Below are 24,584 nucleotides of genomic sequence, written 5' to 3'. Positions count from 1 at the left end.
TTTTGTTTTCAGTTTCTGATACAGCTCTATCGGCGTTTTTTAATTTAGAAATTTAGAAGAGTTGGAGTATTCACGCCGTTTGAAGCGAAATCCTTGGTGGACGGAAATGCTGGTCAATAAAATTGAGGTTGTGGAAGCAGAAGGCTTTCGCGTTCATCTCGACGATGACGACATCGCAACCCTGATGCGCGTCCTCCTGAAAAGTGACCGGCGCATTCAAAAGGTCGAGCTCTCGCAATTGACGGTGTGGATCAAACGGCAGGGCACGGAACGTGTGACCTGGTGGATGAAAATGCAGAAGCTGCTGTCAAAACTTCTGCCTTATGCTTTTCTTCGCCCTTCTGAACCGCTGGACGGCGCCGGCCTCATGCAGCGAGAGCTGGAAACGTTGCAGCAGTTCCAGCAAGGCGGTTTCCCGGTTCCGCCGCTGATCTACTCGTCGCGCACAGCAATGGTGTTGGGAGATGTCGGCCCGACGCTCATGGAGCGGATGGATGCGCTAAAGGCGTCCGATCCGGTGCAACATGACGCCTTGCTTGTGAAATCCGCAGAAGCGCTTGGCGAGTTGCATGCGGCGGGTCTCTGCCACGGCCGCCCGCATGTGCGTGACTTCTTTTTAAAAGACGACCGTATCGGTTTCATGGATTTCGAGGAGCGCCCGCAGGAGGTCATGCCGCTGGAGACGGCGCAGGCGCGCGATATCTGGCTGCTGTTTTTGCAGGTCGCGACCCGCGCCTGCGATGCGCCGAAAACCTGCGACGCCGCCTTTGCCCGCTGGCGTGAAAACGCCCCGCCGCGGGCGCTTGAAGAATTGTGCCGTCTGATCGGCATTCTGGGGCGATTTTTACCGCTTGCCCGGTTGATCGGGCGCGTGCGGATGGGTAGTGATCTGCGACGCTTTATCATGGCGACCGACTATCTGATGAATGCTGTGAACCCCGAAGCCGCTGTTAAAAATACCGGCAAGGCAGGAAAAGATGACTGAACTTGATACCTTGAAATCGCAACTGATGTCGGAGATCGCCGCCGCCGCTGATGAGCCGGCCATCGAAGCCGTGCGCGTCTCCGCGCTTGGCAAGAAGGGCTCGGTTTCGGAGCTTCTGAAGACGCTGGGGTCGATGACGCCGGAAGAGCGCCAGACCCGGGGCGCTGCCATCAACCAGCTCAAGACCGAAATCACCGACCTGATCGGTGAACGCAAGAGTGGCCTGAAAGATGCCGCGATTGCCGCCCGCCTGAAGGCGGAAACGCTTGATGTCAGCCTGCCGGTCCGCCAGTCCCCGACCGAGCGCGGCCGCATTCATCCGATCAGCCAGATCGTCGATGAAATCACCGCGATCTTTGCGGATATGGGCTTCTCGATCGCCGAAGGTCCGGATATCGAAACGGACTATTACAACTTCACGGCGCTGAATTTCCCTGAAGGCCATCCGGCCCGCGAAATGCATGACACCTTCTTCTTCCAGCCGGATGAAAACGGCGAGCGCAAGGTGCTGCGCACGCACACCTCGCCGGTGCAGATCCGCACCATGGAAAGCCAGAAGCCGCCGATCCGCATCGTCATTCCGGGCAAGACCTATCGTCAGGATTCCGATGCCACCCATTCGCCGATGTTCCATCAGGTGGAAGGTCTGGTGATCGACAAGAAGGCCCATGTTGGCAATCTGCGCTGGGTACTTGAAGAGTTCTGCAAGACCTTCTTTGAGGTGGATAGCGTTGTCATGCGCTTCCGCCCGTCGTTCTTCCCCTTCACGGAGCCGAGCTTCGAGGTGGATATTCAGTGCGACCGCTCCGGCCCGATCGTCAAGTTCGGCGAAGGCAACGACTGGATGGAAATCCTTGGCTGCGGCATGGTGCACCCGAATGTGCTGCGCGCCGGCGGTCTGGACCCGGATGAATATCAGGGCTTTGCCTGGGGCATGGGCCTCGACCGCATCGCCATGCTGAAATACGGCATGCCGGACCTGCGTGACTTCTTCAACGCCGATGTCCGCTGGATGAACCACTACGGCTTCCGCCCGCTCGACATGCCGACGCTGTTCGGCGGTTTGAGCGTTTAATCCGGTTAGCCAAGGAGCAAAGACATGAAATTCACTCTTTCCTGGCTGAAAGAGCATCTAGAAACGGATGCGACGCTGGACGAGATTTGCGAACGGTTGACGGCAATCGGGCTTGAGGTCGAGGACGTCGACGACAAGGCGGCCTATAAGCCTTTCGTCATTGCCAAGGTCGTCTCCGCCGAAAAACATCCCGAGGCCGACCGCCTCAAGGTGTTGATGGTGGATGCCGGTGACGGCAAGCCGGTGCAGATCGTCTGCGGCGCACCGAATGCGCGCGCCGGCCTTGTCGGTGCGCTGGCGCGTCCTGGCGTTTACGTGCCGGGCATCGATGTCACGCTTGCCGTCGGCAAGATACGCGGTGTTGAAAGCCACGGCATGATGTGCTCCGAAAAAGAGCTGAACATTTCCGACGATCACGACGGCATCATCGATCTGCCGGAAGACGCGCCGGTCGGCACTTCTTTCGCGACCTATGCCGGACTTGACGATCCGGTCATCGAGATCAATCTGACGCCAAACCGCCCGGATTGCACCTCGATCTATGGCATCGCCCGCGATCTCGCCGCTTCCGGTCTCGGCAAGCTCAAGACCAAGCCAGCGCCGTCCTTCAAGGTCGAAGGCTCAACCCCGGTCGACGTGAAGCTGGAGCTGGATGACGCGGCGCTCTGCCCCGGCTTTTCGCTGCGCATCGTGCGCGGTGTGAAGAACGGCCCGAGCCCGAAGTGGATGCAGCAGCGTCTGATGGCGATCGGCCTGCGTCCCATCAATGCGCTCGTGGACATCACCAACTACATGACCTTCGATCAGGGCCGGCCGATGCACGTCTTCGATGCCGCCAAGGTCAAAGGCGATCTGACGGTCCGCCGTGCGAAAGAGGGTGAGACGATCCTCGCGCTTGATCAGCGCGAATACAAGCTCGGCCCGAACAATGTCGTCATCGCCGACGAAAAGGGCCTCGAGTCCATCGGCGGCGTCATGGGCGGTGAACACTCCGGCTGTGATGAAAACACCGTTGACGTGTTGATCGAGTCCGCTCTCTGGGATCCGATCAACATCGCCAAGACCGGCCGTTCGCTCGGCATCATCACCGATGCCCGTTATCGCTTCGAGCGCGGCGTCGATCCGGAATATATGGTTCCGGGTCTGGAACGCACCACTGAACTGGTTCTGGAACTCTGCGGCGGCGTTGCCGGCGAAGCCAAGGTCGTCGGTTACAAGGGGCATCAGCCCAAGGTCGTTGATTTTCCGCTCTCGGAAGTGAAGCGTCTGACCGGTCTAGAAGTTTCGGCGGAAGAAAGCCTGGCCATTCTCAAGGGTCTCGGTTTCGGCATCGAGGGAACGGGCGAGCGTGTTTCCGTCACCGTGCCGTCCTGGCGCCCGGATGTCGACGGCAAGGCCGATCTGGTGGAAGAGGTCATGCGCATTCATGGCGTCGACAACATCAAGCCGGAACCGCTGGAGAGCTTCGGTGCCGTCAACGGCCGCATCTTGACGACGCTGCAGGTGCGCACCCGCACCGCGCGCCGTGCGCTTGCCAGCCGTGGCATGCTGGAGGCCGTCACGTGGTCCTTCATCCCGGAAGCTCACGCGAAGCTTTTCGGTGGCGGTTCGCCTGCTCTGAAACTGGCCAACCCCATCGCGGCCGATATGTCGGATATGCGTCCTTCGCTTCTGCCGGGCCTTCTGACCGCAGCACAGCGCAATGCCGACAAGGGCCATGGCGATGTGGCAATCTTCGAGGTCTCCGGCACCTATGAGGGCGACACGCCGGACACCCAGCGCCGTGTTGCCGGCGGTGTACGCCGTGGCACGGCCTCGCTCGCAGGCAGCGGCCGCATGTGGTCCAATGCCACAAAGGGCGGCGGCAAGCCGGTGGATGTCTATGACGCCAAGGCCGATGCGCTTTCGGTGCTTGAAGCCTGCGGCCTGCCGATGGCCAATGTGCAGATCGAGGCCGGCGCTCCCGGCTGGTATCACCCTGGCCGCTCCGGCACCATCAAGATGGGTCCGAAGGTCGTGCTCGGCTATTTCGGTGAATTCCACCCGAAGACTCTGTCAGAGCTGGATGTTTCCGGTGTCTATAGCGGTTTCGAGATCTATCTCGACGCCATGCCGGAGCCGAAGAAGAAGGCGACCCGCACAAAGCCGGCCCTTGAGCTTTCGCCCTTCCAGGCGGTCAAGCGCGACTTCGCCTTCGTGGTCGACAAGTCGGTCGAGGCAGGGGCCATCATCAAGGCTGCAACAAGCGCTGATCGCAAGCTGATCACCGGCGTCAATGTCTTTGACGTCTTCGAAGGTGCATCGCTTGGCGAAAGCCGCAAGTCCATCGCCATTGAAGTTCAGATCCAGCCGGTCGACAAGACGCTGACGGACGAGGATTTCGAGGCGCTGACCGCAAAGATCGTCGGTAATGTCGAGAAATCGACGGGCGGCGTGCTGAGAGCGTAAAGCTCTGTTTCCATGAATTGAAAAAGCCGAGGCAGTCGCCTCGGCTTTTTTGTTTTTAGCGGTTCGCCATCTGGGACATACGCTCGGGATATCGTTGGCCGGCAACCTTTGCTGGAGAAAGCAACGCGCCAAGGCTGGCGACCTCTTCTGCCGTCAGCGATACATCTGCTGCTGCCACGTTTGTCTCAAGATTGGCGATTTTCGTCGTACCGGGGATCGGAACGATAAAGTCACCCTGCGCCAGCACCCAGGCCAGCGCCAGTTGCCCGGCGGTAACACCCTTTTCGGCAGCCATATCTTCCAGAAGCTTGATGAGCGCCAGATTGGCATCGAAGTTTTCACTTTGGAAGCGCGGCAGGCCGCGGCGGAAATCGTCGGATGCAAGTCCGTCGAGCGACTTCAGCGCGCCCGTCAGGGCACCACGCCCGAGCGGGCTGAAGGGGACGAAACCGATACCGAGTTCGCGGCATGTTTCCAGCACGCCGTTTTCCTCCACATCGCGGGTCCACAACGAATATTCGCTCTGTATGGCAGCGATCGGGTGAGTGGAATGCGCCTTGCGAAGTGTTTCGGCACTCGCTTCCGAAAGGCCTAGATGTTTCACCTTGCCCTGCCGGACCAGTTCCGCCATGGCGCCGACCGTATCTTCGATTGGAACATCCGGATCGACGCGATGCTGGTAGAACAAGTCGATGGTGTCGACGCCTAGGCGTTTGAGAGAGGCTTCGGCGACGGCGCGCACATTTTCCGGGCGGCTGTCGGTACCCACCATCATCTGGCCTGCGGGTTTGCTGGCGTCGATTTTGAAACCGAACTTGGTAGCAATGACCACCTTGTCGCGATAGGGCTTCAAACCCTTGCCGACGAGGATTTCGTTGTTGTAGGGCCCATAGACCTCTGCCGTGTCAAAAAAAGTGACACCGAGTTCGACGGCGCGGTGCAGCGTCGCTATTGCACTATTTTCGTCGCCGGTCGGGCTATAGGCATGGGTCATGCCCATGCAGCCGAGGCCAAGCGCCGAAACGGAAAGGTTGTTTCCGAGAGTTCTTTTTTTCATCTGTTCGTCCTTCCATGAGGAACCGCCCGTTGTCAGGGGCGTGATGAGAAGATAGCGCCCTAAGACGGCAAAAATAATCGCTGCAAATCGATGCGGGTTGTTCTATTATTTAGAACAATGAACCGTGTGCAACTCTCTCAACTCGCTGTCCTCGCTGCCGTTGCCGAAGGCCGCAGCTTTCGTAAAGCTGCCGCCGAACTTGCCATTGCGCCTTCCGCCGTCAGCCATGCAGTATCGTCGCTCGAAGCGAGCCTTGGCCTGCGCCTGCTGCATCGTACCACCCGCAGCGTTTCGCCGACAGAGGAGGGCAGGCGGCTTCTCGAGACGCTTGGGCCGGCCCTTGCTGAAATTGATGCTGTCATCGATACGCTTGCCGAGCATGGCGGAAGGCCGGCCGGACCATTGCGGATAACCCTGCCGAGACTTGCGGCGGAAGACCTGATCATGCCCCGGCTTGGCGAGTTCCTGCGGCTATATCCAGATATCTCGCTGGAGATTTCGACCGATGACCGCTTCGAGGATATCGTCGCGAAAGGTTTTGATGCCGGCCTGCGGCTCGGCGAGAATCTTGAAGCGGATATGATTGCCGTGAAGGCGAGCGGCCCATGGCGTGGCGCGATTGTCGGCGCGCCCACCTATTTCGAAGAAAATCTGCCGCCCCGTGAGCCGAGGGATTTGATGCGGCATCGCTGTATTCTCCGTCGCTTCTCCAGTGGTCTGCTCTACCGCTGGGAGCTGGAAAAGGACGGCAGACCTTTGGTGGTCGATGTGCAGGGGCCGCTCATCCTGTCGGACCAGAGCCTTATTCGCCGGGCGGCGATCGACGGCGCGGGTCTGGCTTTCGTTTTCGAACAGCGCGTAGACGACGACATCAAGGAAGGCAGGCTGGTCCGGGTGCTGGAGGACTGGTGCGCGCCCTTTGATGGTTTTTATATCTATTACCCCTCGCGCCGGCAGATGCGCCCGGCGCTAAGGGCTTTCGTGGATTTCTTCCGCTTCAGAGGGTGATCAGAACTTGATGCGATAGCGGATATGGCCGTCGCTTTTGACGTAGCTGTCGTAAAGCTTCTGAGCACGGTGATTGTGCTCGTCCGTGTTCCAGTAAAGCCGGGACCAGCCCTTTTCCTTGCATATGGCAATGAGGTCATCCATCAGCGCCCGGCCTGTTCCCTTGCCACGGATCGCGCCGTCAACGAACAGGTCTTCCAGATAGCAGTCCGGCGTTTTCACCCAGGTGGAATCATGGAAGTGATGGATGGCGAAACCGGCCATCCTGTCGCCCAGAAGAGCCACGCGCATGGAAACGCGTGATGCCGGATCGAGGATACGCGCCCATGTATGGTCCGTAACTTCCTCGGCAAGGTGTACGTTATAGAAGGCGAGATAGTCGTTCCACAGGCGCAGCCATTCTGCCCGGTCTTCCGGCTCCGCGTCGCGAATTACAAGATCCATGTCACGCGCCCGCCTTGTCGAGCAGCGTCATCATCTCATCCGTCAGCTTGAGATTGACGGCGCGTTTGAAGCTTTCGAGTTGCGACAGGCTGGTGGCGCTGGCAATCGGTGCCGTCACGGCCTTCTTCCGCAATAGCCACGCCAGCGCGATATCGGCAAGCTTGGCTCCGGTTTCCACGGCAACCGCATCCATGGCGCCCAGAACGGCAAGGCCGCGGGCGTTGACATATTCACCCACCCGGTAGCTGCGGGCGACGCCTTCGGTATCCGCCTTGGCGCGATATTTCCCGGTGAGGAACCCGGCCGCGAGGCTATAATAATTGATGACACCAATTTCCTGGGCGACGCAAAGATCGGCAAGCGGGCCTTCGAAATCCGCACGGTTGTAGAGATTATATTCCGGCTGCAGCACATCGTAACGGGGCAGATCGTTCTTCGCGGCCGTGTCCAGCGCTTCCTGAAGCTGGCTCACCGAATAGTTGGAGCACCCGATGGCGCGTATCTTTCCCTGTTCCTTCAGCTTTGCAAAGGCTGCAAGCGTTTCCTCCAGCGGCACATCCGCGTCCGGCTTATGGGCGAGGTAGAGATCGATATAGTCGGTTTGCAGCCGCTTCAGCGAGGCGTCGACAGCCTCTGCGATCCATTTGGCGCTGAGGCCTGTCTTCTGACCGCGATTGTCGAAACCGACCTTGGTAACGATCACCGCGTCCTCACGCTTGACGCTCGACTGTTTCAGCCATTTTCCGATGATGGCTTCCGACTCGCCGCCCTCATGCCCGTCCACCCAGGCGGAATAGACGTCTGCCGTGTCGATGGCGTTGAACCCGGCGTCGAAAAATGCATCGAGCAGGGCAAAGGAAGTCTTCTCGTCCGCTGTCCAGCCGAACACGTTGCCGCCGAAGACGATCGGGGCGATGGAGAGGCCGGTGCGGCCAAGGCTTCGTTTTTCCACGGGGAATGCTCCTGTTGCTGTCTTTGGCGGCAAGGTTATCAACTGCTTGCCGGCATAACCATTCAATTCCTTTGATGGCATTCATCAGGCAACGGGCAAAAGCGGGTGAGATCAGGCCTGAAAGCCGCGATAGTGGCTGGGCGGGAGGTGATTGTGCTGTTGCCACACGCGCCGCAAATGCCGGGCGGAGGCAAAGCCCGCCCGCTCGGCAATGGCTTCCATATCCAGACGGCTGTTTGCAAGGATGTCGCGGGCAAGATTGACACGCATCAGGTTGACGTAGTCGATGACGCTGATGCCGGTATGCTCGCGAAACAGGCGGGACAGGTGCCTCTCGCTCAGTGCGGCAATATCGGCCAGCCGTTCCAGCGACCAGTCCTGAGCCGGTTCAGTCATCACCCGGTCCTGCACCCGGTGAATGGCGGGGTGAATGTGGTTGCGGCCGGTAAGCCAGGGGGAGATTTGCGGATCACTGCCGCTGCGCCTGAGATAAACGACCATATTTTTGGCAATGCGCGCCGCGACCGCAGGCGATGTCAGTCGGGAAACGACATGCAGCATGAGGTCGGTGCCGGTGGAAATACCGGCGCTGGAGAAGCGGTTGCCATCCTCCACGAAAAGACGGTTTTCGGCCACCTGCGACAGCGGTGCGGTGCGGCGCAGCGCTTCGATGCAATCCGCATGTGTCGTACAGCTCCGCCCGTCGAAAAGTCCTGCTTCGCCCGCCAGCAGTGCGCCGGAGCAAATGGAAATGACTGTGGTGTCCGCGCGCACTGCGCGGCGCAACCATGCCACCAGCGCCTGCCGCTCCCGTCGCATCTCCGGCGCGTTGTCGAATCGGGAGATGCTGCCGGAAATCAGCAGGAAAGCATTGTCCGGCAGGCTCTCGGGCAAGGCCTCCAGCCCGCAAAGCCCAAGGCCGATGGAGGATTGCTGTTGGTCATGTTCCGCGATGTAACGGCAGTCGAAATGGATATCCCGCTGTTCCGCGTTGGCATAACGGATCACCTCCAGCGGGCCGGCAATATCGAGCAACAGCGCGTGTGGCGGCACAAGCGTATAAAAGGGAATTGTCCGCGTGCCGCCATTGTCCATCAGGCGGCCTTTCGTACCGTTTCGAGAACGTCGCCGACGGATGCGATGCGCGCAAAGCGACCGGCCAGCACCAGCTCGGTTCGGGTGCGAATATCATCAGGGCTGAACACGGTGCCCGAGGCGTTCGTCATTGGAAAGGTCAGCGTCGCCTCGGTGACGTAATCGACTGTGTAACCGAGGTCCGATGCATGCCGTGTGGTCGTTTCGCAGCACTGTTCGGTGCGGATGCCGGATACGATCAGCCGGTTGATACCCTTTTGCGTCAGCCAGATATCGAGGCCGGTGCCGGCGAAAGCAGAGTGGCGGTTCTTGCGAAAGGTGACGTCAGGGGTAATGCGCACACCTTCCAGCGCGCGAATATAGCCGCTCTCTTCTGCAAAGGCCCGGTCGCCATCGACATGAAAGATTTGCACGACGGGAATGCCCGACGCCTTGGCGCCGTCGATCAGTGCCTGCTGTTTTTCCAGATAGGCGGGAAGTTCGCTTTCCTCGAAATAGGGGGTGTGCCGGAAGGATTCCTGAACGTCGATGACAAGGAGTGCTGTGTGAGAAGAGGACATTTCATGATTCTCCATTGGGTTCATGCATAGCATAATTCTCCTTTGAACGGCTGGATAAAAGCATGGAAACCGACAAAGGAAGGACGAATCCGGCCATAGCGTTTGCAGTTACGTTTCGTGCGACTTGCCAGGCGTCGCGACAATGGTAAGTTTCCCGGAATTACAGAGTGGGAGAATGAGATGCTGCGCTTCGGAATAATTTCAACGGCGAAAATCGCTCAGGATCACGTCATTCCGGCGATTCAGGATGCGCGGAACTGTGTGGTCAGCGCCATCGCCAGCCGCGATCATGCCAAGGCGCGCGCGGTTGCAGATCGTTTTTCCGTCCCGCATGCCTTCGGCTCCTATGAGGAAATGCTTGCGTCCGATGTCATCGATGCCGTCTATATTCCGCTTCCCACCTCGCAACATGTGGAATGGACCATAAAAGCTGCCAATGCCGGCAAACACGTGCTGTGTGAAAAGCCGATCGCACTCAAGGCTGAAGAGATCGACGCCATCATCGCGGCGCGGGATGACAATGGCGTTGTCGTGTCGGAGGCTTTCATGGTCACCTATTCTCCTGTTTGGGCCAAGGTGAAGGAATTGCTGGCATCAGGTGCAATCGGAACGCTGAAGCATGTGCAGGGCGCTTTCAGCTACTTCAACCGCGATCCCGGCAATATGCGCAATATTCCCGAACTGGGCGGAGGGGCCTTGCCGGATATCGGCGTCTACCCGACCATCGTCACCCGTTTTGCCACGGGTGCCGAGCCGAAGCGCGTACAGGCGAGCGTCGAGCGTGATAAGGAATTCGGCACCGATATCTATTCCAGCGTCAGGGCCGATTTCGGCGGCTTCGAACTGAGCTTTTATCTCGCGACGCAGCTTGCCGCCCGCCAGCTGATGGTTTTCCACGGCACGGACGGGTACATCGAGATCAAGTCTCCCTTCAATGCAAATCGCTGGGGTGCGGAGGAAATCGAGTTGACCAACCAGGGCCATAACCAGTCGCAAGTCTTCCGGTTTCAGGATAGTCGCCAGTACAAGCTGGAGGCGGAGGCCTTCGCCCGCGCGGTGAAAGGTGAGGGCGAGGTCGTCACCCTGGAAAGCTCGAGGAAGAACCAGCTTTTCATCGATGCCATCTACCGTGCGGCGGAAAAGGACGGTTGGGAGACGGTTTAATCCTGATCCGCACGCTGCTTTTGAAGCCGCCTATAGCCGTAAAGCGCCAGCACCAGTGCCGCGAGTGCCGAAAAAGCAAGCGGGACCAGCGGCTGCACAAGTGGATTGCGCCATTGCAGCAGGACGAACAGCCCGACGCCAACCATGCGGGAGATAAGCGTAACGGCGTTCAACAGAAAGCCGTTCAGCTCATTGCGGCCATCGCCATTCGAATGGTTTAGCCTCCAACTCGTCGCAAGACCTGCCAAAGCGCCCGGAAGACGGGCGGCAAGCGGGTCGATGCCGATATAAAAAATCAGCAGAAAAGAGATGGAAAGGTCTACAGCCAGTCCGTAAACCTCGGTCAGGGCGAAGTGGCGAAGCCGCAAGGCCGTGTGCTTTAAAGCGTCGGCTGGGTGGAACGCGGACGTTGCAGCACGAGAAGGCCGATGACCACACTCACAACGCCGAAATTATAACCCGCAAGCGCCAGGAGCAGGGACATCAGCGGCACGGCGGTTGCAGAAATCGCCAGTGCGACACCATAGGCGCCGATAACCATCAGGCAGATGAAAATGATGCTGAATACCGAACGCAACGCTACTGCGGTTACGCCGAGCAATGTGGCGGTAAGAAAAATCATGAATGCCGCCTCCTCTTTGGTTGCCGGGTCTGGGATAAGACGTAGCGTCTTCTTCCCTAACGAACCCTTGTTTTCTCCTCCCTCACCCATTTTCCTAACTCGTTAGTTGAGGATATGGTTTCACCGCCGTTAAAATAGACCCGGCCAGTACCGGCATTTCCGAATCGACGGGTTTTGGTTACAAACGGGCATGAGCGATATTTTCTCCAATGCCGCATTGAGCAATCTTGCCGAGTTCTCGGTTTCCGAACTGTCGGGTTCCATCAAGCGAACGGTGGAGACGGCTTTCGATCAGGTGAGGGTGCGCGGCGAGATTTCCGGCTACCGGGGTCCGCATTCTTCGGGTCACGCCTATTTCTCCCTAAAGGACGATCGCGCCCGCATCGATGCGGTTATCTGGAAGGGTACTTTCTCGCGGCTGAAGTTCCGCCCGGAAGAGGGCATGGAGGTCATCGCCACCGGCAAGGTCACCACCTTTCCCGGCTCCTCGAAATATCAGATCGTCATAGAAAGCCTGGAGCCGGCCGGCGCGGGCGCGCTGATGGCTTTGCTGGAGGACCGCCGCCGGCGTCTGGCGGCGGAAGGGCTGTTCGATGCGGAACGCAAACGCCGCCTGCCGTTCATGCCGCGTGTCATCGGCGTTGTCACATCGCCCACGGGCGCAGTCATTCGCGATATCCTCCACCGCATTTCGGATCGTTTTCCGGTCCATGTCGTCGTCTGGCCGGTCAAGGTGCAGGGGGAAGGTTCGGGTGAGGAAGTGGTGAACGCCATTCGCGGTTTCAATGCGCTTCAGCCCGGCGGTGAGATTGCACGCCCCGACGTGCTGATCGTCGCCCGTGGTGGCGGCAGTCTGGAAGATCTCTGGAGCTTCAACGACGAAATCGTCGTGCGCGCCGCTGCAGAGAGCGAAATCCCGCTGATTTCCGCTGTGGGGCATGAGACGGATACGACCCTGATCGACTACGCCGCCGACGTGCGCGCACCGACACCGACGGGTGCCGCCGAAATGGCCGTGCCGGTGCGTGCGGAACTGGAGGCGCAGCTCTCCGGCCTTGCGGCGCGCCTTTCCGGCTCGGTATCACGCCAAATGGACAATCGCCGACAGGGCGTGCGTGCTCTGGTGCGTGCGCTGCCATCGCTTGACCAGCTTCTGGCTCTGCCGCGCCGTCGTTTCGACGAGGCCGCAAGCGGTTTGGGTCGCGGGCTTGAAATGACGACGCTGAACAAGCGCCGCGCGTTCGAACGCTCTGCTTCGGGTCTGAGGCCGGAAATCCTGCTGAATGGTCTGCGGCAGCATCGCCAGCGTGTTACGGAACGCATGCAGAGGGCCGAGGCGCTTGTGGAGCGCCGCCTGTTGCAGGCACAGTCGAGAATTTCCTCGACCGATTCCGCGCTGCGTTCGCTGCCAGCCCGCTTGCTCGGCCAGTTGGAGAGGCAGAAGGAACGGGTCGTCACCGCAACGCGACGTGCCGATACCGCCGTGCTTCACCGCATGGCGCAGAACCGCTCGGGCCTTGCTGCCCATGACCGCATCCTGCAGTCGCTGTCCTATAAGAATGTGTTGAACCGCGGTTATGCTGTCATCCGCGACGAGGAGAACCGGCCCCTGACCCGGGCTGCTGCCATCGCGTCCGGCGCTATGGTGTCTATGGAGTTCGCCGACGGTCGCGTGGCCGCCCTGACGACAGGCGAGGCTACTCCATCATCTGACGTTCCCACGCCTGCCGCTCCCAAAAAGAAGCCGGTGAAACCGGCCTCTTCGGACCCGGGAAATCAGGGCAGTCTGTTCTGATCAGATCGACGCCGCATCTGAAAAACGACGGCTGACGGTGAAGGTCTTTTCAATATCGGGATGCAGCTCCATGCCAAGGCCGGCACCCGGCGGCACGGTGATCATGCCGTTTTTAACTTCCGGCAATGCGGTAACGAGATCGCGGTACCAGGTCTTGTAGAAGGCGCGCACGCTTTCCTGAACCAGCGCATTCGGTGCGTTGAGCGACAGATGCGTGGAGGCGCAGAGTACCACCGGGCCGGTGCAATCATGCGGCGCAACCGGCAGATGCCAGGCTTCGGCCATGGAAGCGATCTTGCGCGCTTCGGAAAGTCCACCACACCAGCTGATGTCAAGCATCACCACACCGGCAGCGCCAGTTTCCAGGAGATCTCGGAAAGCCCAGCGTGAGCCGAGCGTCTCCGATGCGGAAATCGGCGCGGGTGAAACGGCGGCATAACGCGTCAGGCTGGAAAGGCTGTCCATCTTGATCGGATCTTCGTGCCAGAAGGTCTGGTAAGGGGTGAGCGCCTTGGCGATCTGCATGGCGGGCAGAAGCTGCCACATGGAGTGAAACTCCACCATGATATCCATCTTGTCGCCCACCGCCTTGCGAATTTTTTCGAACGGCTCGAGCGCGCTTTTCAGGTCAGGCATCGAGATATATTGGCCGCGCGTCTTTTCCGCCGCCGCATCGAAAGGCCAGATCTTCATGGCCGTGATGCCGTCTTCAAGCAGCGAATGGGCAAGCTCGTCGGCCCGGTGCAGGAAGCCGTTCAGATCGTCATAATCCTTGCCGCCGGACAGGCCGTAATTCGCCGTCTGCTGGCCGGTCGCCTTCTTGATATATTCCGTGCCCGCGCAGGTATTGTAGGTGCGGATTTCCCTGCGGCTGAAGCCGCCAAGCAATTGCGCGATAGGCTGGTTGGTGGCCTTGCCGAAAATATCCCAAAGCGCGATATCGAAGGCCGAATTGCCGCGTACTTCCGCACCCGATGAACGGAAGCCGAGATAACCGACGAGGTCCTGTGCCAGAAGGTCGATCTGCAGCGGATCACGGCCGATCACGCGGGGTGCGATATATTCGTGAACATAGGTTTCAACCGTCTCGGCGCCGTAGAAGGTTTCACCAAGTCCGGTAATGCCCTCATCCGTGTGGACCAGAACCCAGAGCAGGTTTGCCCGTTCCGCCACGCGGACGGTTTCGAGTTTCGTAATTTTCATGAAGTGTCTCCTCCAGAGGCAGGCAGTTTTCGGTCTGGAACTGCGTTTGAAAAATCAGGCGATGCCGGCGGCCAGAAGCGCATGCACGCTTTCATCGAAATGCCGCGCCATAAGTGTTGAGGCCGTTTGCGGGTCGCCCGCGGCAATGGCCTGTCCGATGGCGATATGAAGTTCAGTCGCGGCATGACGCTGCGCGTCGGATTTGCGGCTCTTCCAGCCGATCGGCCATGTCTGGCGCGTCACATTCTGAAAGGCGCCGAGAATGAGTTCGAAAACCGGGTTCTTGGAGGCTCTGGCAACGGCAAGGTGAAAGGCAAGGTCGTGTTCCATGACCCTGTCACTATTACCGAAGTCCCGCTCCATATTGTTGGCGTGGTCGAGAATGGTGAGTGCCTCCGCATCCGTTCGCCGCAGCGCCGCCAATGTCACGGTTCTGACTTCGATGGTGCGGCGCACGTCGTAAATCTGCTGGATGTTGATCTGCTCGGTGTGAATGCCATGTTCGAACATCAGCGACATCGCGCCATGATCCAGCGTCGCCACCGTGGCGCGCTTGCCGACGCTGACATCGATAAGCCGCATGGCCGACAAGGACCGGAAAGCCTCGCGAACCACGGTGCGCGAGACACCGAGCTGCTGCGAGAGCGAAAGCTCGCTGGGCAGCTTCGCTCCGGGGGCAAGTTCGTTTTCGCGAATGTGGCGCGTGATTGCGCCAATCGCGCTGCTGACGAGATCGGTTTCCTGCGAAATAGGCTTATACAATCGTTCCTCCAACCTGTAGGACAGGTTAACGGAAAATTGCTTATAGGATTTTTATCGCCGAAACAAGCGCCATCTCCTGCGCGATTGCTGGTTCCTGTCCGCTTTTTAGGGAACCTAAGCTTCAAACCCCTGTAGAAATCGCTTCACAAGCTTGTTCAGCGCCGTGCGCTCTTCTTCGCTGAGCTGTGCGACCAGCCGTTGCTGGTTCTCGACATGGGCGCTGACCGCGTCCTCGACAATGGCAAATCCCCGCTCCGTCAATGATATCAATACGCTGCGCCGATCCTGCGGGTTGTGGACGCGCTCCACCAGACCCGCCTTTTCCAGCTGGTCGATCCGGTTGGTCATTGTGCCGGAGCTTACCATTGTCATGGCCAGCAGATCACCGGGCGAAAGCCGGTAGGGCGCGCCCGCGCGCCGTAATGTCGCCAGCACATCAAAAGCGGAAGAGGAGAGGCCGTGTTTCAGCAGCACCGCCTCCACCTCGCGACCGAGATGCGTGGTTAGCCGTTTCAAGCGCCCAAGCAGCCCCATGGGCTCGACATCGAGATCGGGCCTCTCCTTGCGCCATTGCGCCAGAATGTGATCGACGTGATCAATCGGTTCTTTGTTCATCACCAAGGCATAACAACTGATATCTTGACGTCAAGATAAAATTGGTTAAGTTGTATTTATCTTGATGTAGAGATTCTTGAAATGAAGAAAAATACCACCTATGCCGCCGATGTGCTGGTGACGGCACTTGCCCCCGCCATCTGGGGAACGACCTACTTCGTCACCACCGAATTCCTGCCGCATGGATATCCATTCCATGTTGCGATGCTGCGCGCCTTGCCGGCCGGCATATTGCTGTTGCTTCTGGTCAGAAAACTACCGGAGGGCATTTGGTGGCCACGCAGCCTTATTCTAGGTGCGCTGAATTTCTCGTTTTTCTGGGCGATGCTTTTCGTTTCGGCTTACCGGCTGCCGGGTGGAGTGGCTGCGACTGTGGGTGCGATCCAACCCCTGATCGTCATCGGCCTTTCGCGGCTGTTTCTCGCCGCGCCGGTCCGGCCGCTGGCCATTGTCGCTGGTCTTCTGGGTATTTTAGGCGTCGCACTTCTGGTTTTGGCGCCGGGTGCTGCCGCGCTGGATGCCGTCGGCGTGGCTGCGGGTCTTGCAGGCGCCGTATCCATGGCCTTTGGAACCGTGCTCACCCGCAAATGGCGACCGCCGGTGTCGAACCTCACCTTTACGGCCTGGCAATTGACGGCTGGAGGCATTCTGCTTCTGCCGGTCGCATATTTCCTGGAACCGGCCCTGCCTGCACCTACCGCGGCCAATATTCTCGGCATGGCCTACCTCGGCATTATTGGTGCCGCCTTGACCTATTTTCTGTGGTTCCGGGGTCTCGCCCGCATCGAACCCTCGGCTGCAGCCTCGCTCGGTTTCCTAAGCCCCGTCGTTGCGACCCTGCTCGGCTGGCTGGCGCTCGGCCAAAGCCTCACGCCAGCGCAAATCGTCGGCTTCGTTGCAGTGCTTTTCAGCATCTGGCTCAGTCAGCGGAGCCAGCTGCCGAAATAGCTCAGGCCCATTCGCCCTTGCGCATCACTGGAACTGTGGAGCCATCCGGCTTCACGCCATCGATATCCACCTTATCGGAACCGATCATCCAGTCGATGTGGATCAGGCTGGAATTGCCGCCTTGCGCCTTGATCTGATCCTGCGACAACGAAGCACCATCAACGAAGCATTTCGAATAGCATTGACCGAGCGCAATGTGGCAGGAGGCGTTTTCGTCGAACAGCGTGTTGTAGAACAGGATGCCACTTGCCGAAATCGGCGAGGAATGCGGCACCAGTGCCACTTCACCCAGACGCCGCGCACCCTCGTCGGTATCGAGCACCTTGTTCAGCACGGCTTCGCCCTTCGAAGCCTTGGCTTCCACGATGCGGCCGTCTTCGAACTTCACCTGGATATCGTCGATCAGCGTTCCCTGATGTGAAAGCGGCTTGGTGCTGGACACGTAACCATCCACGCGCAGCGCATGCGGCGTGGTGAACACTTCTTCCGTCGGAATGTTCGGGTTGCAGGTGACACCGTTCTTGGCGGTGGAGGCGCCCCCATGCCATTCGTGGCCGTCCGCCAGGCCGATTTTCACGTCCGTGCCGGGACCGGTGAAATGCAGCGACGAGAAACGTTCACCGTTTAGCCATTCCGAACGCTTGGCGAGATTGGCGTTATGCTCCGCCCATGCCGCGACCGGATCGGCGAGATCTACCCGCGAAGCGGCGAAGATGGCGTCCGCGAGCTTGCGAACCGCTTCGTCTTCCGTCACGCCGGGAAAGACCTGTTTTGCCCAGGACGGGTTTGGATAGGAGATGATGTTCCAGTTGATATCGAAGTTGGAAATCTTCTCAAGCGCCGGCTTATAGGCAGTGGAATTGGCCTTGTTGGCGCGCGCCACCTTGGCGGGATCCTGTTCGGCCAGCAGCATGGGGTTGTCGCCGGCAATCGCAAGCCGCGCCGCGCCATTGGCATAGGCCTTGGCCATGCCGTCATAGAGCCAGCCGGAAGCCCGGTCGAAATTGGCGTCGCTGGCGTGGCGGTAGCGGGAAAGCGTGGTTTCTTCGTCGGAGTAGAAGGTGGTGACCAGCCCGCCGCCGGCAAGATAGGCGTGTTTGGTCAAAAACCGCACCAGCGGCAACGCGGCCAGCGGAGCGGTGATCACCAGATCCTGATCCTTCTGCAATTGCAGGCCGACCTTGACGGCGACTTCAGCCAGTTTCTCGAGTTTGACGGGATCGATGGGGGAAACAGTCATGATCTGCCTTCGTATATTTCAATCGGAGGCGCCGACCATAGCCCATTCGCTTCGAAAGCCAAATGCTTTCAAAGCTGTGTCCAGCCGTCAATCGGCCACCAAAGGTGCTACAACGGCTTTCAGTGCCGCCTGCGCGTCGCCGGGGGAAAGCCTTACCTGCAAACCGCGCTGGCCACCATTCATGTAGACATAGGAATGGGTCATGGCCCCAGCCTCTATGGCGGTCGGAACCTGTTTCTTCTGTCCAAAAGGGCTGATGCCGCCCACATGATAACCGGTTGCCCGCTCCGCATCGGCGGGCTTCATCATGCTGGCAGATTTCCCCCCGAAGGCGGCGGCAAGCTTCTTCATGCTCACTTCCCGGTCGGACGGGACGACGACGCAGACCGGCTTGCCATCCAGCTCAGCCATCAGTGTTTTCAGAACCAGATGTGGCGGTTCGCCGATAGCTTCGGCCGCCTGCAGACCGATCCGGTCGGCATTCGGGTCGTAGTCATAGGTAACTGTGGTGAAGTTCACACCGGCCTTGGTCAGCATCTGGGTAGCGCGGGTTGTCTTGGACATGGTGGCCTGCGCTCACGCAAAGAGGGACTGATAGGTTTCCGGCTTGAAACCGACGGTTATCGCCTCCTTGGCCTCCAGCACCGGTCGCTTGATCATGGAGGGCTGCTCCAGCATCAGGCCAATGGCCTTTTCGCGGGTAAGATCGGCTTTCTGGCTATCGTCCAGTTTTTTGAAGGTGGTGCCGGCCCGGTTCAGAACCGTTTCCCAGCCCGCGGCATCGCACCATGTTTCGAGATGGGCCTGGTCGATGCCGGCCGTCTTGTAGTCATGGAAAGAATAGTCGACACCGTTGGCCTCCAGCCAGCTTCTGGCCTTTTTCATCGTGTCGCAGTTCTTGATGCCGTAAATGGTGACCGTCATGTTGCCTGCCTCTTTGTCTTGAACTTCCGGCATAACAAATAATGCGCCGTATTCAACCCGCAGCCTGAAGCACGGCATTCGAGCCATGCAAAAATGCAGTGTCTGACATCCAAACGAGCGCGAGCAAAGCTGCATGGCTTCCCTGCTACATCATGAGTTGTAGCAGAGGCCAAGAATGCCCATTATCTGGGCATCAAAGATGGAGAGAAAAATGCGTCAGGTTGCAAAGACATCGCGTAACTTCTTTGGCGAAACTTTCGCCGTTCTCGGTGCCGCACTTTCGGTTTCGGCCGCTGTTCGCGCGCATCGCAAGCCGGCCCGCGCCGACCTCGAAGCGCTTGGCATCGACGGCAAGGCTTTCGACAAGGTTCAGCTCTAAGCTGATTATCGTTTGCAGCGAGGCGACATCGCCTCGCTCGTGCGTATATGTTGGCGGGCCTTAGCGTTCCGCCTGCTTTCGGTTCGGCCATTTTCTCGGACCGATCAGTTTATCCGGTAAATGCAGCTGGCTTTCGAGCGGCTCATAACGATCTGCTTTTGCGGAAAGTGCGAAGCGTCCAAGAGACTCATGTCGCGTTTCGCCATTATGGCTGAAAACAAGCTCGAAATTACCCGCAAGCCAGCTATAGGGTTTTCCGGCCGGCATCGGCTCTATCTTCCCGCAGCCATAAATCATCGTGATATGCGGCGTGAAAGATGGTGCCGCGATATAGGGAAGGTTTGCCTGTCGAAGCGCGCGTTGCAGCAGCTTCACCAGAGCGTTGATCTCCGGCAGATCACCACCGTTTCGCAGCACCAGACTATTGCGATTGCCGAAAAGCGCGCTTGCGTCCAGGGTGACCGGAACAGGCCGCGCGTTTACCGCACCCATTGCCGCCTTCAGCCTGCTTGTCAGTCCGTGAGGGATTGTCTCGAAACACCCCAAACACAGCAGGGTTATGTGCAGAAGCTCGGCGGGATATGCCTCGCGGGTTGTCCGACCCATGGCATGATGCGACGCATCGATAAAAATTCTTTCCGCCAATTGCCGTGGTGGCTTCAGCAGTAGCAGGAGCTTGTTTCGAAAGCGCGGATTGATGCGCCGTATTTTCTGCGGCTCCAGCCCATCAAAACAAAGCTGCCTTAAGGCTCTTTCGTCCGCCAACTCGCACTCCATGACGATGCTCCACAGCCTTATACCAAGGCCGGAAACCTATCATTGCGCGGTGATAAAATAAAGAACAAAAGAGGAACAAAAGGCGGAATTGCTCCGCCTTCGTTTTATTCCCACTCGATCGTGCCGGGCGGCTTGCTCGTCACGTCATAGACGACACGGTTGATGCCGCGGACTTCGTTGATGATGCGGGTCGCGGCGCGGCCGAGGAAATTCATGTCGTAGGGGTAGAAATCCGCCGTCATGCCATCCACGGAGGTCACAGCGCGGAGCGCACAGACGAAGTCATAGGTGCGGTAGTCACCCATGACGCCCACGGTCTGCACCGGCAGGAGCACTGCGAAGGCCTGCCAGATGGTGTCGTAAAGACCCGCCTTGCGGATTTCGTCGAGATAGATCGCATCTGCCTTGCGCAGAATATCGAGCTTCTCGCGGGTGACCGCACCGGGGCAACGGATCGCCAGACCCGGGCCGGGGAAGGGATGGCGCCCGATGAAGCTTTCCGGCAGGCCAAGTTCACGGCCAAGCGCACGCACCTCGTCCTTGAAGAGCTCGCGCAGCGGCTCCACCAGCTGCATGTTCATGCGCTCGGGAAGGCCACCGACATTGTGGTGGCTCTTGATGGTGACGGAAGGACCGCCGGAGAAGGAAACGCTCTCGATGACGTCAGGGTAAAGCGTGCCCTGCGCGAGGAAATTCGGAGCACCCTTGCCGTCTGCTGCGATCTTGGCAGCTTCCGCCTCGAAGACCTCGATGAACAAACGGCCGATAGTCTTGCGCTTCACTTCCGGGTCGGAGACGCCAGAAAGCTGGCCCAGGAACATGTCTGCGGCATCCACATGTACCAGCGGAATATTGTAATGGTCGCGGAACATGCCGACGACCTGCTCGCTTTCGCCAAGCCGCATCAGACCGTGGTCGACGTAAACGCAGGTCAGCTGGTCACCGATCGCCTCATGGATGAGGATCGCCGCAACCGAGGAATCGACGCCGCCGGAGAGTGCGCAGAGCACGCGCCCGGTGCCCACCTGATCGCGGATCTTGCGGATCATCTCGGCGCGATAGGCTGCCATCGTCCAATCGGATTTGAGACCGACGATCTTGTGCACGAAGTTGGAGAGCAGCTTGCCGCCATCAGGCGTATGCACCACTTCCGGGTGGAACATGGTGGTGTAATAGTGGCGTGTCTCGTCGGCAGCTATGGCGAAGGGTGCGTTCTCGGAGGTTGCGATAACCTCGAAACCTTCCGGCAGTTTCGTCACGCGGTCGCCGTGGCTCATCCAGACGGGATAGCTCTTGCCCTGTTCCCAGAAACCGTCGAACAGAGGGCTTGCCTTTTTGATGTCGATATCGGCGCGCCCGAATTCCGCCGCGTGACCGCCCTCGACAACGCCGCCAAGCTGGGTGCAGAGCGTCTGCTGGCCGTAGCAGATGCCGAGGATCGGAACCTTGCTGTCGAACACCGCCTGCGGCGCACGCGGGCTGCCTTCCGCCGTGACAGATGCGGGGCCGCCGGAGAAGATCACGCCCTTGGGCTGGAGCTTCTCAAACGCCTCTGCGGCATTCTGAAACGGGTGGATTTCGCAATAGACCCCGGCTTCGCGGATGCGGCGCGCAATCAGCTGCGTCACCTGGCTGCCGAAATCGATGATGAGAATGCTGTCGGGATGGGCTATCTGGGTCATGGCGAGCCTTTAAAGAAAATGGCGGCTTTAGGCAACCCGGAAGCGGGCGTCTAACAGCGGAAATTTACTAAAATCGCGAGGTTCAAAGGGTGATCGCACCGTCTTCGATAGCGCGGCAAAGCCTGTCGACGGCGTCTGCGAGCTTTTCATCGATGATATGCAGGTATTCCGTCCAGTCGTCCACATGGTTCACATCTTCCCTGCCATCGGAAATACCGCGCAGGCCGATGAGCGGCACGCCGAAGCGCTGGCAGGCCCGGAGCACGGCATAGGTTTCCATTTCCACCATATCGGCATCGATCGACCCATAGGTGGCACCAGAGACGACGTTGGCGCCCGTGGAAAGTCGCGCCTCGGCAATATCGGGTATGCGCAGGGGCAAGGCCACCTCGGCCGGCAGATCGAGAAACGGCGTGCGGCCCTTTTCAAAACCGAATGCAGAGGCGTCCATGTCGCGATAGGCAACAGAAATCGCCTGATAGATGCCAGTCTGGTCGAGCGTCCGCGAGCCGGCGGAGCCGAGCGAAACGACAAGGTCCGGCAGATGACCCGCCGCATCGAGACCGGCAAGAATTGCCGTGACCGAAATCGCTGCCTCCACCGGGCCGACGCCGGTCATCAAGGGCGCGATGCGCGCCTGCAGGTGGGGACCGTATTCGGCGGAAGCCGCCATGACGAAAAGAATGGATTTGTCTGCAACATGCAAAAGCCGGTAGCTCATCCGGAAATATCCTCGCGGCCCTTTACCACCATCATCGTGCCTGTCATGGAGGCGATGAGCTTCGCCGGCCCGTCGGAAAGGGCGTAAGCGCGGCCATCGGCAACGATCAGGTTGTTGCCCGGCTTGATGATTTCGCCACGAAACAGGAACCGCTCGCCGCGCCCGGGCGACATGAGGTTGACCTTGAACTCGATTGTCAGCAGCGAGGCTTCCGGCTCGATGATCGTATAGGCGGCATAGGTGCACGCGGTATCCAGGCCGGCGGCAATGACACCGGCATGCAATATGCCGTGCTGCTGTGTCAGCTTTTCATGAAACGGCAGCTCGATTTCCACCAGACGGTGTTCGATGCGGCTTATCTGCGCACCGATTGCCTGCACCACACCCTGCCGCGCAAAGCTTGTTTCTATCCGCTGACGAAAATCGCCGGGATCCGTGATCTCCATTGGCTTACCTGCCTGCTTTTGTCCTCACCGCAAACTGACATGGCGTGTGGCGGCGGGCAAGGCAAGTGCCGCAGGAGCAATTAGTTCAGCACGGCGATGCTGGCATTCAGCAGCGTGGCAAAGGCGACCCAAAGGGCGTAGGGCACGAAAAGCCACATGGAGATGCGGTCGCGACTATAGGTGAGCGCAATGAAAGCCAGAATGCAGATCAGCATCGGCACGATGATGACGAGCGCACCTGTCGGGCTTTGCATGCCGAAAAAGATAGGCGACCATAGGAAATTCAGCACCAACTGCGTGAACCAGAGACGCATGCGCGTGCCCGCCGGTCTCACGATCCATGTTCGCGCGCCTGCAATGCCGATCATCACGTAGAGCGTTGTCCAAACGGGGCCGAATATCCAGTTGGGCGGGTTGAAGGGCGGCTTCTGAAGCGACTGGTACCATTCGCCCGGCACGTTGTTGATGCCGATGAGCGCACCCAGCGCAACAACCACAACCACGAAAATGATATACACGGACAGGTTTTTCATGACGCCTCAAATGCTTTTTGGTCTTTTTTGTTCCAGTGCATTTTCAGTATTTTAGCCTGAAATACGCACGATATGCTGGTCCCACGCCACGTCGCTGCGAATAGCCTCGAAAAATCCGTCATAGGAAGAAACCGCAATGCCCTTTATGGCGGGGGCAACGCCCGCAGCCTCCCGCACGGTCGTCTCGGATACAACACGCCCGGTTTTCGCATCCAGCGTCACGGCCGCGTTGCCATTGGGTGAGGTCAGGCCCACCAGTCCATCGCGCCGGTTGACGGCGATGGCACCGACATAATTGGCAAGGCGCACCGTCGTTTGCTCTGGTAGATCGACGAAGGCAAGGTCCTCGCCCTTCGAGAAATGGCCAACAAGCGGCGGAAGATCGTTGCGCGGTCCCTCATATTGGCAGGCGAACCAGACACGCCCGTCATCGCCGAGATCGACATGGCGGGTGGAAAGCTGTCGTAACTGGTCTGGCATCGTATGTTTCTGGATCAACTGGCCGCTGGCGGCGTCCAGAAGCACGAGCGACGGCTGCATGCTGTCGACATTGAGTTTGGTTCGGCCGAAATCCGGGTGGGTCTCGATGCCGCCATTGGCGATCACGATCAGCCTGCCATCGTCGCTCACGGTCATGTCATGGGTGCCAATGCCGTGGGCGTCGTATTCACCGATGCGGGCAAATCCGTTGCGGGCATCGTAAAGCCCGATAACACCGCGATTGCCATCGAAGTCGTTTTCGCTGGCGTAGAGGATCGCACCGTCGGGAGAAAATTGTCCGTGGCCGTAGAAGTGGCGGTTTTCCGGCGTGTGCATCACGACAGGTTCGCGGCGTCGCGCGGGGTCAAAGGCCATGAAGAAGGTGCCGGGCCGGCGCGCAAAGGCCACTGTCATGCCGGTCGCATGGCTCGTTGCCATTCCATGGGCGCGGGCTGGGAGCGCAACGCGGTCGATGATCTCGCCGCGTTCGCTCACAGTCGCAATGCCGTAGGAACCGTCATGAGCGCGAAAAGCGGAAGCGAAGACAGCGTCGGCGCGTTCAAGCGCATGCAGCGAGCCGGGAGCGAGCGTCGCTAGGAACGGAATGCCCGCCGCCTTGATGAAGCTGCGCCTGTCTATCAGCGTCGGCTTTTTGCATGATATCACCGC

The 24,584-nt window shown here is 59.2% G+C and carries 27 protein-coding genes; 8 read left to right on the top strand and 19 right to left on the bottom strand.

Annotated elements, in window-relative coordinates; genetic code table 11:
* The first annotated feature begins 106 nt into the window (after positions 1 to 106).
* From T18_RS07895 to pheT, 3 genes are read left to right on the top strand one after another with little or no spacing between them, the layout of a single operon-like run.
* Positions 107 to 985 (top strand): lipopolysaccharide kinase InaA family protein, encoded by an 879-nt coding sequence (locus tag T18_RS07895; RefSeq protein ID WP_038489538.1) that lies wholly within the window; start codon positions 107 to 109, stop codon positions 983 to 985.
* Positions 978 to 2,060 (top strand): phenylalanine--tRNA ligase subunit alpha, encoded by a 1,083-nt coding sequence (gene pheS / locus T18_RS07890; RefSeq protein ID WP_003514626.1) that lies wholly within the window; start codon positions 978 to 980, stop codon positions 2,058 to 2,060. The genes T18_RS07895 and pheS overlap by 8 nt, the downstream gene beginning before the upstream one ends.
* Before the next feature lie 24 nt (positions 2,061 to 2,084).
* Positions 2,085 to 4,508, top strand: a complete 2,424-nt coding sequence (gene pheT, locus T18_RS07885; protein ID WP_003514627.1) for a phenylalanine--tRNA ligase subunit beta — start codon at positions 2,085 to 2,087, stop codon at positions 4,506 to 4,508.
* A 55-nt stretch (positions 4,509 to 4,563) separates the two neighbouring features.
* On the opposite strand, the gene T18_RS07880 is transcribed toward pheT, so the two are convergent.
* On the bottom strand, positions 4,564 to 5,565 hold the full coding sequence (locus T18_RS07880) for an aldo/keto reductase (protein WP_013635323.1): 1,002 nt from the start codon (positions 5,563 to 5,565) through the stop codon (positions 4,564 to 4,566).
* A gap of 117 nt (positions 5,566 to 5,682) precedes the next feature.
* On the opposite strand from T18_RS07880, the gene T18_RS07875 reads away from it, so the two are divergent.
* Positions 5,683 to 6,573 carry a LysR family transcriptional regulator gene (locus T18_RS07875; RefSeq protein ID WP_038489541.1) on the top strand — a complete coding sequence of 297 codons (891 nt, stop codon included), beginning with the start codon at positions 5,683 to 5,685 and terminating at the stop codon, positions 6,571 to 6,573.
* Here the strand turns inward: T18_RS07875 and T18_RS07870 are convergent, their stop codons facing one another.
* The 4 genes from T18_RS07870 to T18_RS07855 all read right to left on the bottom strand — a co-directional run bounded on the left by T18_RS07870 (position 6,574) and on the right by T18_RS07855 (position 9,624).
* Positions 6,574 to 7,017: a GNAT family N-acetyltransferase gene (locus T18_RS07870; protein WP_003514632.1), complete on the bottom strand. Its 444-nt coding sequence runs from the start codon at positions 7,015 to 7,017 to the stop codon at positions 6,574 to 6,576. It abuts the gene before it with no gap.
* Position 7,018: 1 nt separating this feature from the next.
* Positions 7,019 to 7,969 (bottom strand): aldo/keto reductase, encoded by a 951-nt coding sequence (locus tag T18_RS07865; protein ID WP_038492642.1) that lies wholly within the window; start codon positions 7,967 to 7,969, stop codon positions 7,019 to 7,021.
* Positions 7,970 to 8,080: 111 nt separating this feature from the next.
* Positions 8,081 to 9,064 carry a GlxA family transcriptional regulator gene (locus T18_RS07860; protein ID WP_038489544.1) on the bottom strand — a complete coding sequence of 328 codons (984 nt, stop codon included), beginning with the start codon at positions 9,062 to 9,064 and terminating at the stop codon, positions 8,081 to 8,083.
* Positions 9,064 to 9,624 (bottom strand): isochorismatase family protein, encoded by a 561-nt coding sequence (locus T18_RS07855; RefSeq protein ID WP_038492645.1) that lies wholly within the window; start codon positions 9,622 to 9,624, stop codon positions 9,064 to 9,066. Before T18_RS07855 ends, T18_RS07860 begins: the two co-directional genes overlap by 1 nt.
* Positions 9,625 to 9,804: 180 nt before the next feature.
* Here T18_RS07855 and T18_RS07850 point away from each other — a divergent pair, with 180 nt between their 5' ends.
* Complete coding sequence (locus tag T18_RS07850; RefSeq protein WP_003514640.1) at positions 9,805 to 10,788, top strand: Gfo/Idh/MocA family protein; 984 nt, start codon at positions 9,805 to 9,807, stop codon at positions 10,786 to 10,788.
* On the opposite strand, the gene T18_RS07845 is transcribed toward T18_RS07850, so the two are convergent.
* Positions 10,785 to 11,156, bottom strand: coding sequence for a hypothetical protein (locus tag T18_RS07845; protein WP_038489551.1), 372 nt, complete (start codon positions 11,154 to 11,156; stop codon positions 10,785 to 10,787). The genes T18_RS07850 and T18_RS07845 overlap by 4 nt on opposite strands.
* Before the next feature lie 11 nt (positions 11,157 to 11,167).
* Positions 11,168 to 11,410, bottom strand: a complete 243-nt coding sequence (locus T18_RS07840; protein ID WP_038489554.1) for a hypothetical protein — start codon at positions 11,408 to 11,410, stop codon at positions 11,168 to 11,170.
* Between the two features lie 190 nt (positions 11,411 to 11,600).
* On the opposite strand from T18_RS07840, the gene xseA reads away from it, so the two are divergent.
* Entirely contained in the window at positions 11,601 to 13,205 is a 1,605-nt protein-coding gene (gene xseA / locus T18_RS07835) for an exodeoxyribonuclease VII large subunit (RefSeq protein ID WP_038489557.1), read from the top strand.
* On the opposite strand, the gene T18_RS07830 is transcribed toward xseA, so the two are convergent.
* From T18_RS07830 to T18_RS07820, 3 genes are all read right to left on the bottom strand, one after another.
* Complete coding sequence (locus tag T18_RS07830) at positions 13,206 to 14,408, bottom strand: mandelate racemase/muconate lactonizing enzyme family protein (RefSeq protein WP_003514648.1); 1,203 nt, start codon at positions 14,406 to 14,408, stop codon at positions 13,206 to 13,208. It lies immediately after the preceding gene.
* Between the two features lie 54 nt (positions 14,409 to 14,462).
* A complete protein-coding gene (locus T18_RS07825; RefSeq protein WP_019564469.1) occupies positions 14,463 to 15,170 on the bottom strand; it encodes a FadR/GntR family transcriptional regulator in 708 nt (235 codons plus the stop codon).
* A 114-nt stretch (positions 15,171 to 15,284) separates the two neighbouring features.
* Positions 15,285 to 15,785 (bottom strand): MarR family winged helix-turn-helix transcriptional regulator, encoded by a 501-nt coding sequence (locus tag T18_RS07820; RefSeq protein WP_038489563.1) that lies wholly within the window; start codon positions 15,783 to 15,785, stop codon positions 15,285 to 15,287.
* Positions 15,786 to 15,866: 81 nt separating this feature from the next.
* Here T18_RS07820 and T18_RS07815 point away from each other — a divergent pair, with 81 nt between their 5' ends.
* On the top strand, positions 15,867 to 16,733 hold the full coding sequence (locus T18_RS07815) for an EamA family transporter (protein WP_038489565.1): 867 nt from the start codon (positions 15,867 to 15,869) through the stop codon (positions 16,731 to 16,733).
* A gap of 1 nt (position 16,734) precedes the next feature.
* Here the strand turns inward: T18_RS07815 and T18_RS07810 are convergent, their stop codons facing one another.
* The 3 genes from T18_RS07810 to T18_RS07800 all read right to left on the bottom strand — a co-directional run bounded on the left by T18_RS07810 (position 16,735) and on the right by T18_RS07800 (position 18,897).
* Complete coding sequence (locus tag T18_RS07810; RefSeq protein ID WP_038489568.1) at positions 16,735 to 17,973, bottom strand: aminopeptidase; 1,239 nt, start codon at positions 17,971 to 17,973, stop codon at positions 16,735 to 16,737.
* 87 nt (positions 17,974 to 18,060) lie between these two features.
* Positions 18,061 to 18,537: a Cys-tRNA(Pro) deacylase gene (ybaK, locus tag T18_RS07805; RefSeq protein ID WP_003514659.1), complete on the bottom strand. Its 477-nt coding sequence runs from the start codon at positions 18,535 to 18,537 to the stop codon at positions 18,061 to 18,063.
* A 12-nt stretch (positions 18,538 to 18,549) separates the two neighbouring features.
* A complete protein-coding gene (locus T18_RS07800) occupies positions 18,550 to 18,897 on the bottom strand; it encodes an ArsC family reductase (RefSeq protein WP_038492648.1) in 348 nt (115 codons plus the stop codon).
* Between the two features lie 211 nt (positions 18,898 to 19,108).
* On the opposite strand from T18_RS07800, the gene T18_RS27130 reads away from it, so the two are divergent.
* Positions 19,109 to 19,276, top strand: a complete 168-nt coding sequence (locus tag T18_RS27130; RefSeq protein WP_003503889.1) for a hypothetical protein — start codon at positions 19,109 to 19,111, stop codon at positions 19,274 to 19,276.
* Between the two features lie 60 nt (positions 19,277 to 19,336).
* On the opposite strand, the gene T18_RS07795 is transcribed toward T18_RS27130, so the two are convergent.
* The 6 genes from T18_RS07795 to T18_RS07770 form a co-directional block, all read right to left on the bottom strand.
* A complete protein-coding gene (locus tag T18_RS07795; protein WP_038489571.1) occupies positions 19,337 to 20,053 on the bottom strand; it encodes a 2'-5' RNA ligase family protein in 717 nt (238 codons plus the stop codon).
* 104 nt (positions 20,054 to 20,157) lie between these two features.
* Positions 20,158 to 21,735: a glutamine-hydrolyzing GMP synthase gene (guaA, locus tag T18_RS07790; RefSeq protein WP_003514664.1), complete on the bottom strand. Its 1,578-nt coding sequence runs from the start codon at positions 21,733 to 21,735 to the stop codon at positions 20,158 to 20,160.
* 82 nt (positions 21,736 to 21,817) lie between these two features.
* Positions 21,818 to 22,456 carry a 5'-methylthioadenosine/S-adenosylhomocysteine nucleosidase gene (locus tag T18_RS07785; RefSeq protein ID WP_038489576.1) on the bottom strand — a complete coding sequence of 213 codons (639 nt, stop codon included), beginning with the start codon at positions 22,454 to 22,456 and terminating at the stop codon, positions 21,818 to 21,820.
* The gene (locus tag T18_RS07780) at positions 22,453 to 22,902 is read right to left on the bottom strand and encodes a PaaI family thioesterase (RefSeq protein ID WP_038489579.1); all 450 of its coding nucleotides are present in this window, start codon (positions 22,900 to 22,902) and stop codon (positions 22,453 to 22,455) included. The genes T18_RS07785 and T18_RS07780 overlap by 4 nt, the downstream gene beginning before the upstream one ends.
* An 80-nt stretch (positions 22,903 to 22,982) precedes the next feature.
* Positions 22,983 to 23,435 carry a TspO/MBR family protein gene (locus T18_RS07775; RefSeq protein WP_003514671.1) on the bottom strand — a complete coding sequence of 151 codons (453 nt, stop codon included), beginning with the start codon at positions 23,433 to 23,435 and terminating at the stop codon, positions 22,983 to 22,985.
* A gap of 51 nt (positions 23,436 to 23,486) precedes the next feature.
* Entirely contained in the window at positions 23,487 to 24,581 is a 1,095-nt protein-coding gene (locus T18_RS07770) for a DUF1513 domain-containing protein (protein ID WP_038492651.1), read from the bottom strand.
* Positions 24,582 to 24,584: the final 3 nt, after the last annotated feature.

Source organism: Rhizobium sp. TBD182 (assembly GCF_001950375.1).
GTDB classification, from domain to species: Bacteria; Pseudomonadota; Alphaproteobacteria; order Rhizobiales; family Rhizobiaceae; genus Agrobacterium; species Agrobacterium tumefaciens.
This window is presented reverse-complemented; position numbering and strand designations above follow the sequence as displayed.

Bases quoted from the DNA above. Each gene is read 5' to 3' on its own strand.
- T18_RS07800 (WP_038492648.1), bottom strand. From the start codon at position 18,897: ATGACGGTCACCATTTACGGCATCAAGAACTGCGACACGATGAAAAAG.
- T18_RS07880 (WP_013635323.1), bottom strand. From the start codon at position 5,565: ATGAAAAAAAGAACTCTCGGAAACAACCTTTCCGTTTCGGCGCTTGGC.
- ybaK (WP_003514659.1), bottom strand. From the start codon at position 18,537: ATGTCCAAGACAACCCGCGCTACCCAGATGCTGACCAAGGCCGGTGTG.
- T18_RS07830 (WP_003514648.1), bottom strand. From the start codon at position 14,408: ATGAAAATTACGAAACTCGAAACCGTCCGCGTGGCGGAACGGGCAAAC.
- T18_RS07780 (WP_038489579.1), bottom strand. From the start codon at position 22,902: ATGGAGATCACGGATCCCGGCGATTTTCGTCAGCGGATAGAAACAAGC.
- T18_RS07785 (WP_038489576.1), bottom strand. From the start codon at position 22,456: ATGAGCTACCGGCTTTTGCATGTTGCAGACAAATCCATTCTTTTCGTC.
- T18_RS27130 (WP_003503889.1), top strand. From the start codon at position 19,109: ATGCGTCAGGTTGCAAAGACATCGCGTAACTTCTTTGGCGAAACTTTC.
- pheS (WP_003514626.1), top strand. From the start codon at position 978: ATGACTGAACTTGATACCTTGAAATCGCAACTGATGTCGGAGATCGCC.
- T18_RS07820 (WP_038489563.1), bottom strand. From the start codon at position 15,785: ATGAACAAAGAACCGATTGATCACGTCGATCACATTCTGGCGCAATGG.
- T18_RS07815 (WP_038489565.1), top strand. From the start codon at position 15,867: ATGAAGAAAAATACCACCTATGCCGCCGATGTGCTGGTGACGGCACTT.
- T18_RS07875 (WP_038489541.1), top strand. From the start codon at position 5,683: ATGAACCGTGTGCAACTCTCTCAACTCGCTGTCCTCGCTGCCGTTGCC.
- T18_RS07840 (WP_038489554.1), bottom strand. From the start codon at position 11,410: ATGATTTTTCTTACCGCCACATTGCTCGGCGTAACCGCAGTAGCGTTG.
- T18_RS07810 (WP_038489568.1), bottom strand. From the start codon at position 17,973: ATGACTGTTTCCCCCATCGATCCCGTCAAACTCGAGAAACTGGCTGAA.
- T18_RS07895 (WP_038489538.1), top strand. From the start codon at position 107: ATGCTGGTCAATAAAATTGAGGTTGTGGAAGCAGAAGGCTTTCGCGTT.
- T18_RS07850 (WP_003514640.1), top strand. From the start codon at position 9,805: ATGCTGCGCTTCGGAATAATTTCAACGGCGAAAATCGCTCAGGATCAC.
- T18_RS07870 (WP_003514632.1), bottom strand. From the start codon at position 7,017: ATGGATCTTGTAATTCGCGACGCGGAGCCGGAAGACCGGGCAGAATGG.
- T18_RS07855 (WP_038492645.1), bottom strand. From the start codon at position 9,624: ATGTCCTCTTCTCACACAGCACTCCTTGTCATCGACGTTCAGGAATCC.
- T18_RS07795 (WP_038489571.1), bottom strand. From the start codon at position 20,053: ATGGAGTGCGAGTTGGCGGACGAAAGAGCCTTAAGGCAGCTTTGTTTT.
- xseA (WP_038489557.1), top strand. From the start codon at position 11,601: ATGAGCGATATTTTCTCCAATGCCGCATTGAGCAATCTTGCCGAGTTC.
- T18_RS07775 (WP_003514671.1), bottom strand. From the start codon at position 23,435: ATGAAAAACCTGTCCGTGTATATCATTTTCGTGGTTGTGGTTGTTGCG.
- guaA (WP_003514664.1), bottom strand. From the start codon at position 21,735: ATGACCCAGATAGCCCATCCCGACAGCATTCTCATCATCGATTTCGGC.
- pheT (WP_003514627.1), top strand. From the start codon at position 2,085: ATGAAATTCACTCTTTCCTGGCTGAAAGAGCATCTAGAAACGGATGCG.
- T18_RS07860 (WP_038489544.1), bottom strand. From the start codon at position 9,064: ATGGACAATGGCGGCACGCGGACAATTCCCTTTTATACGCTTGTGCCG.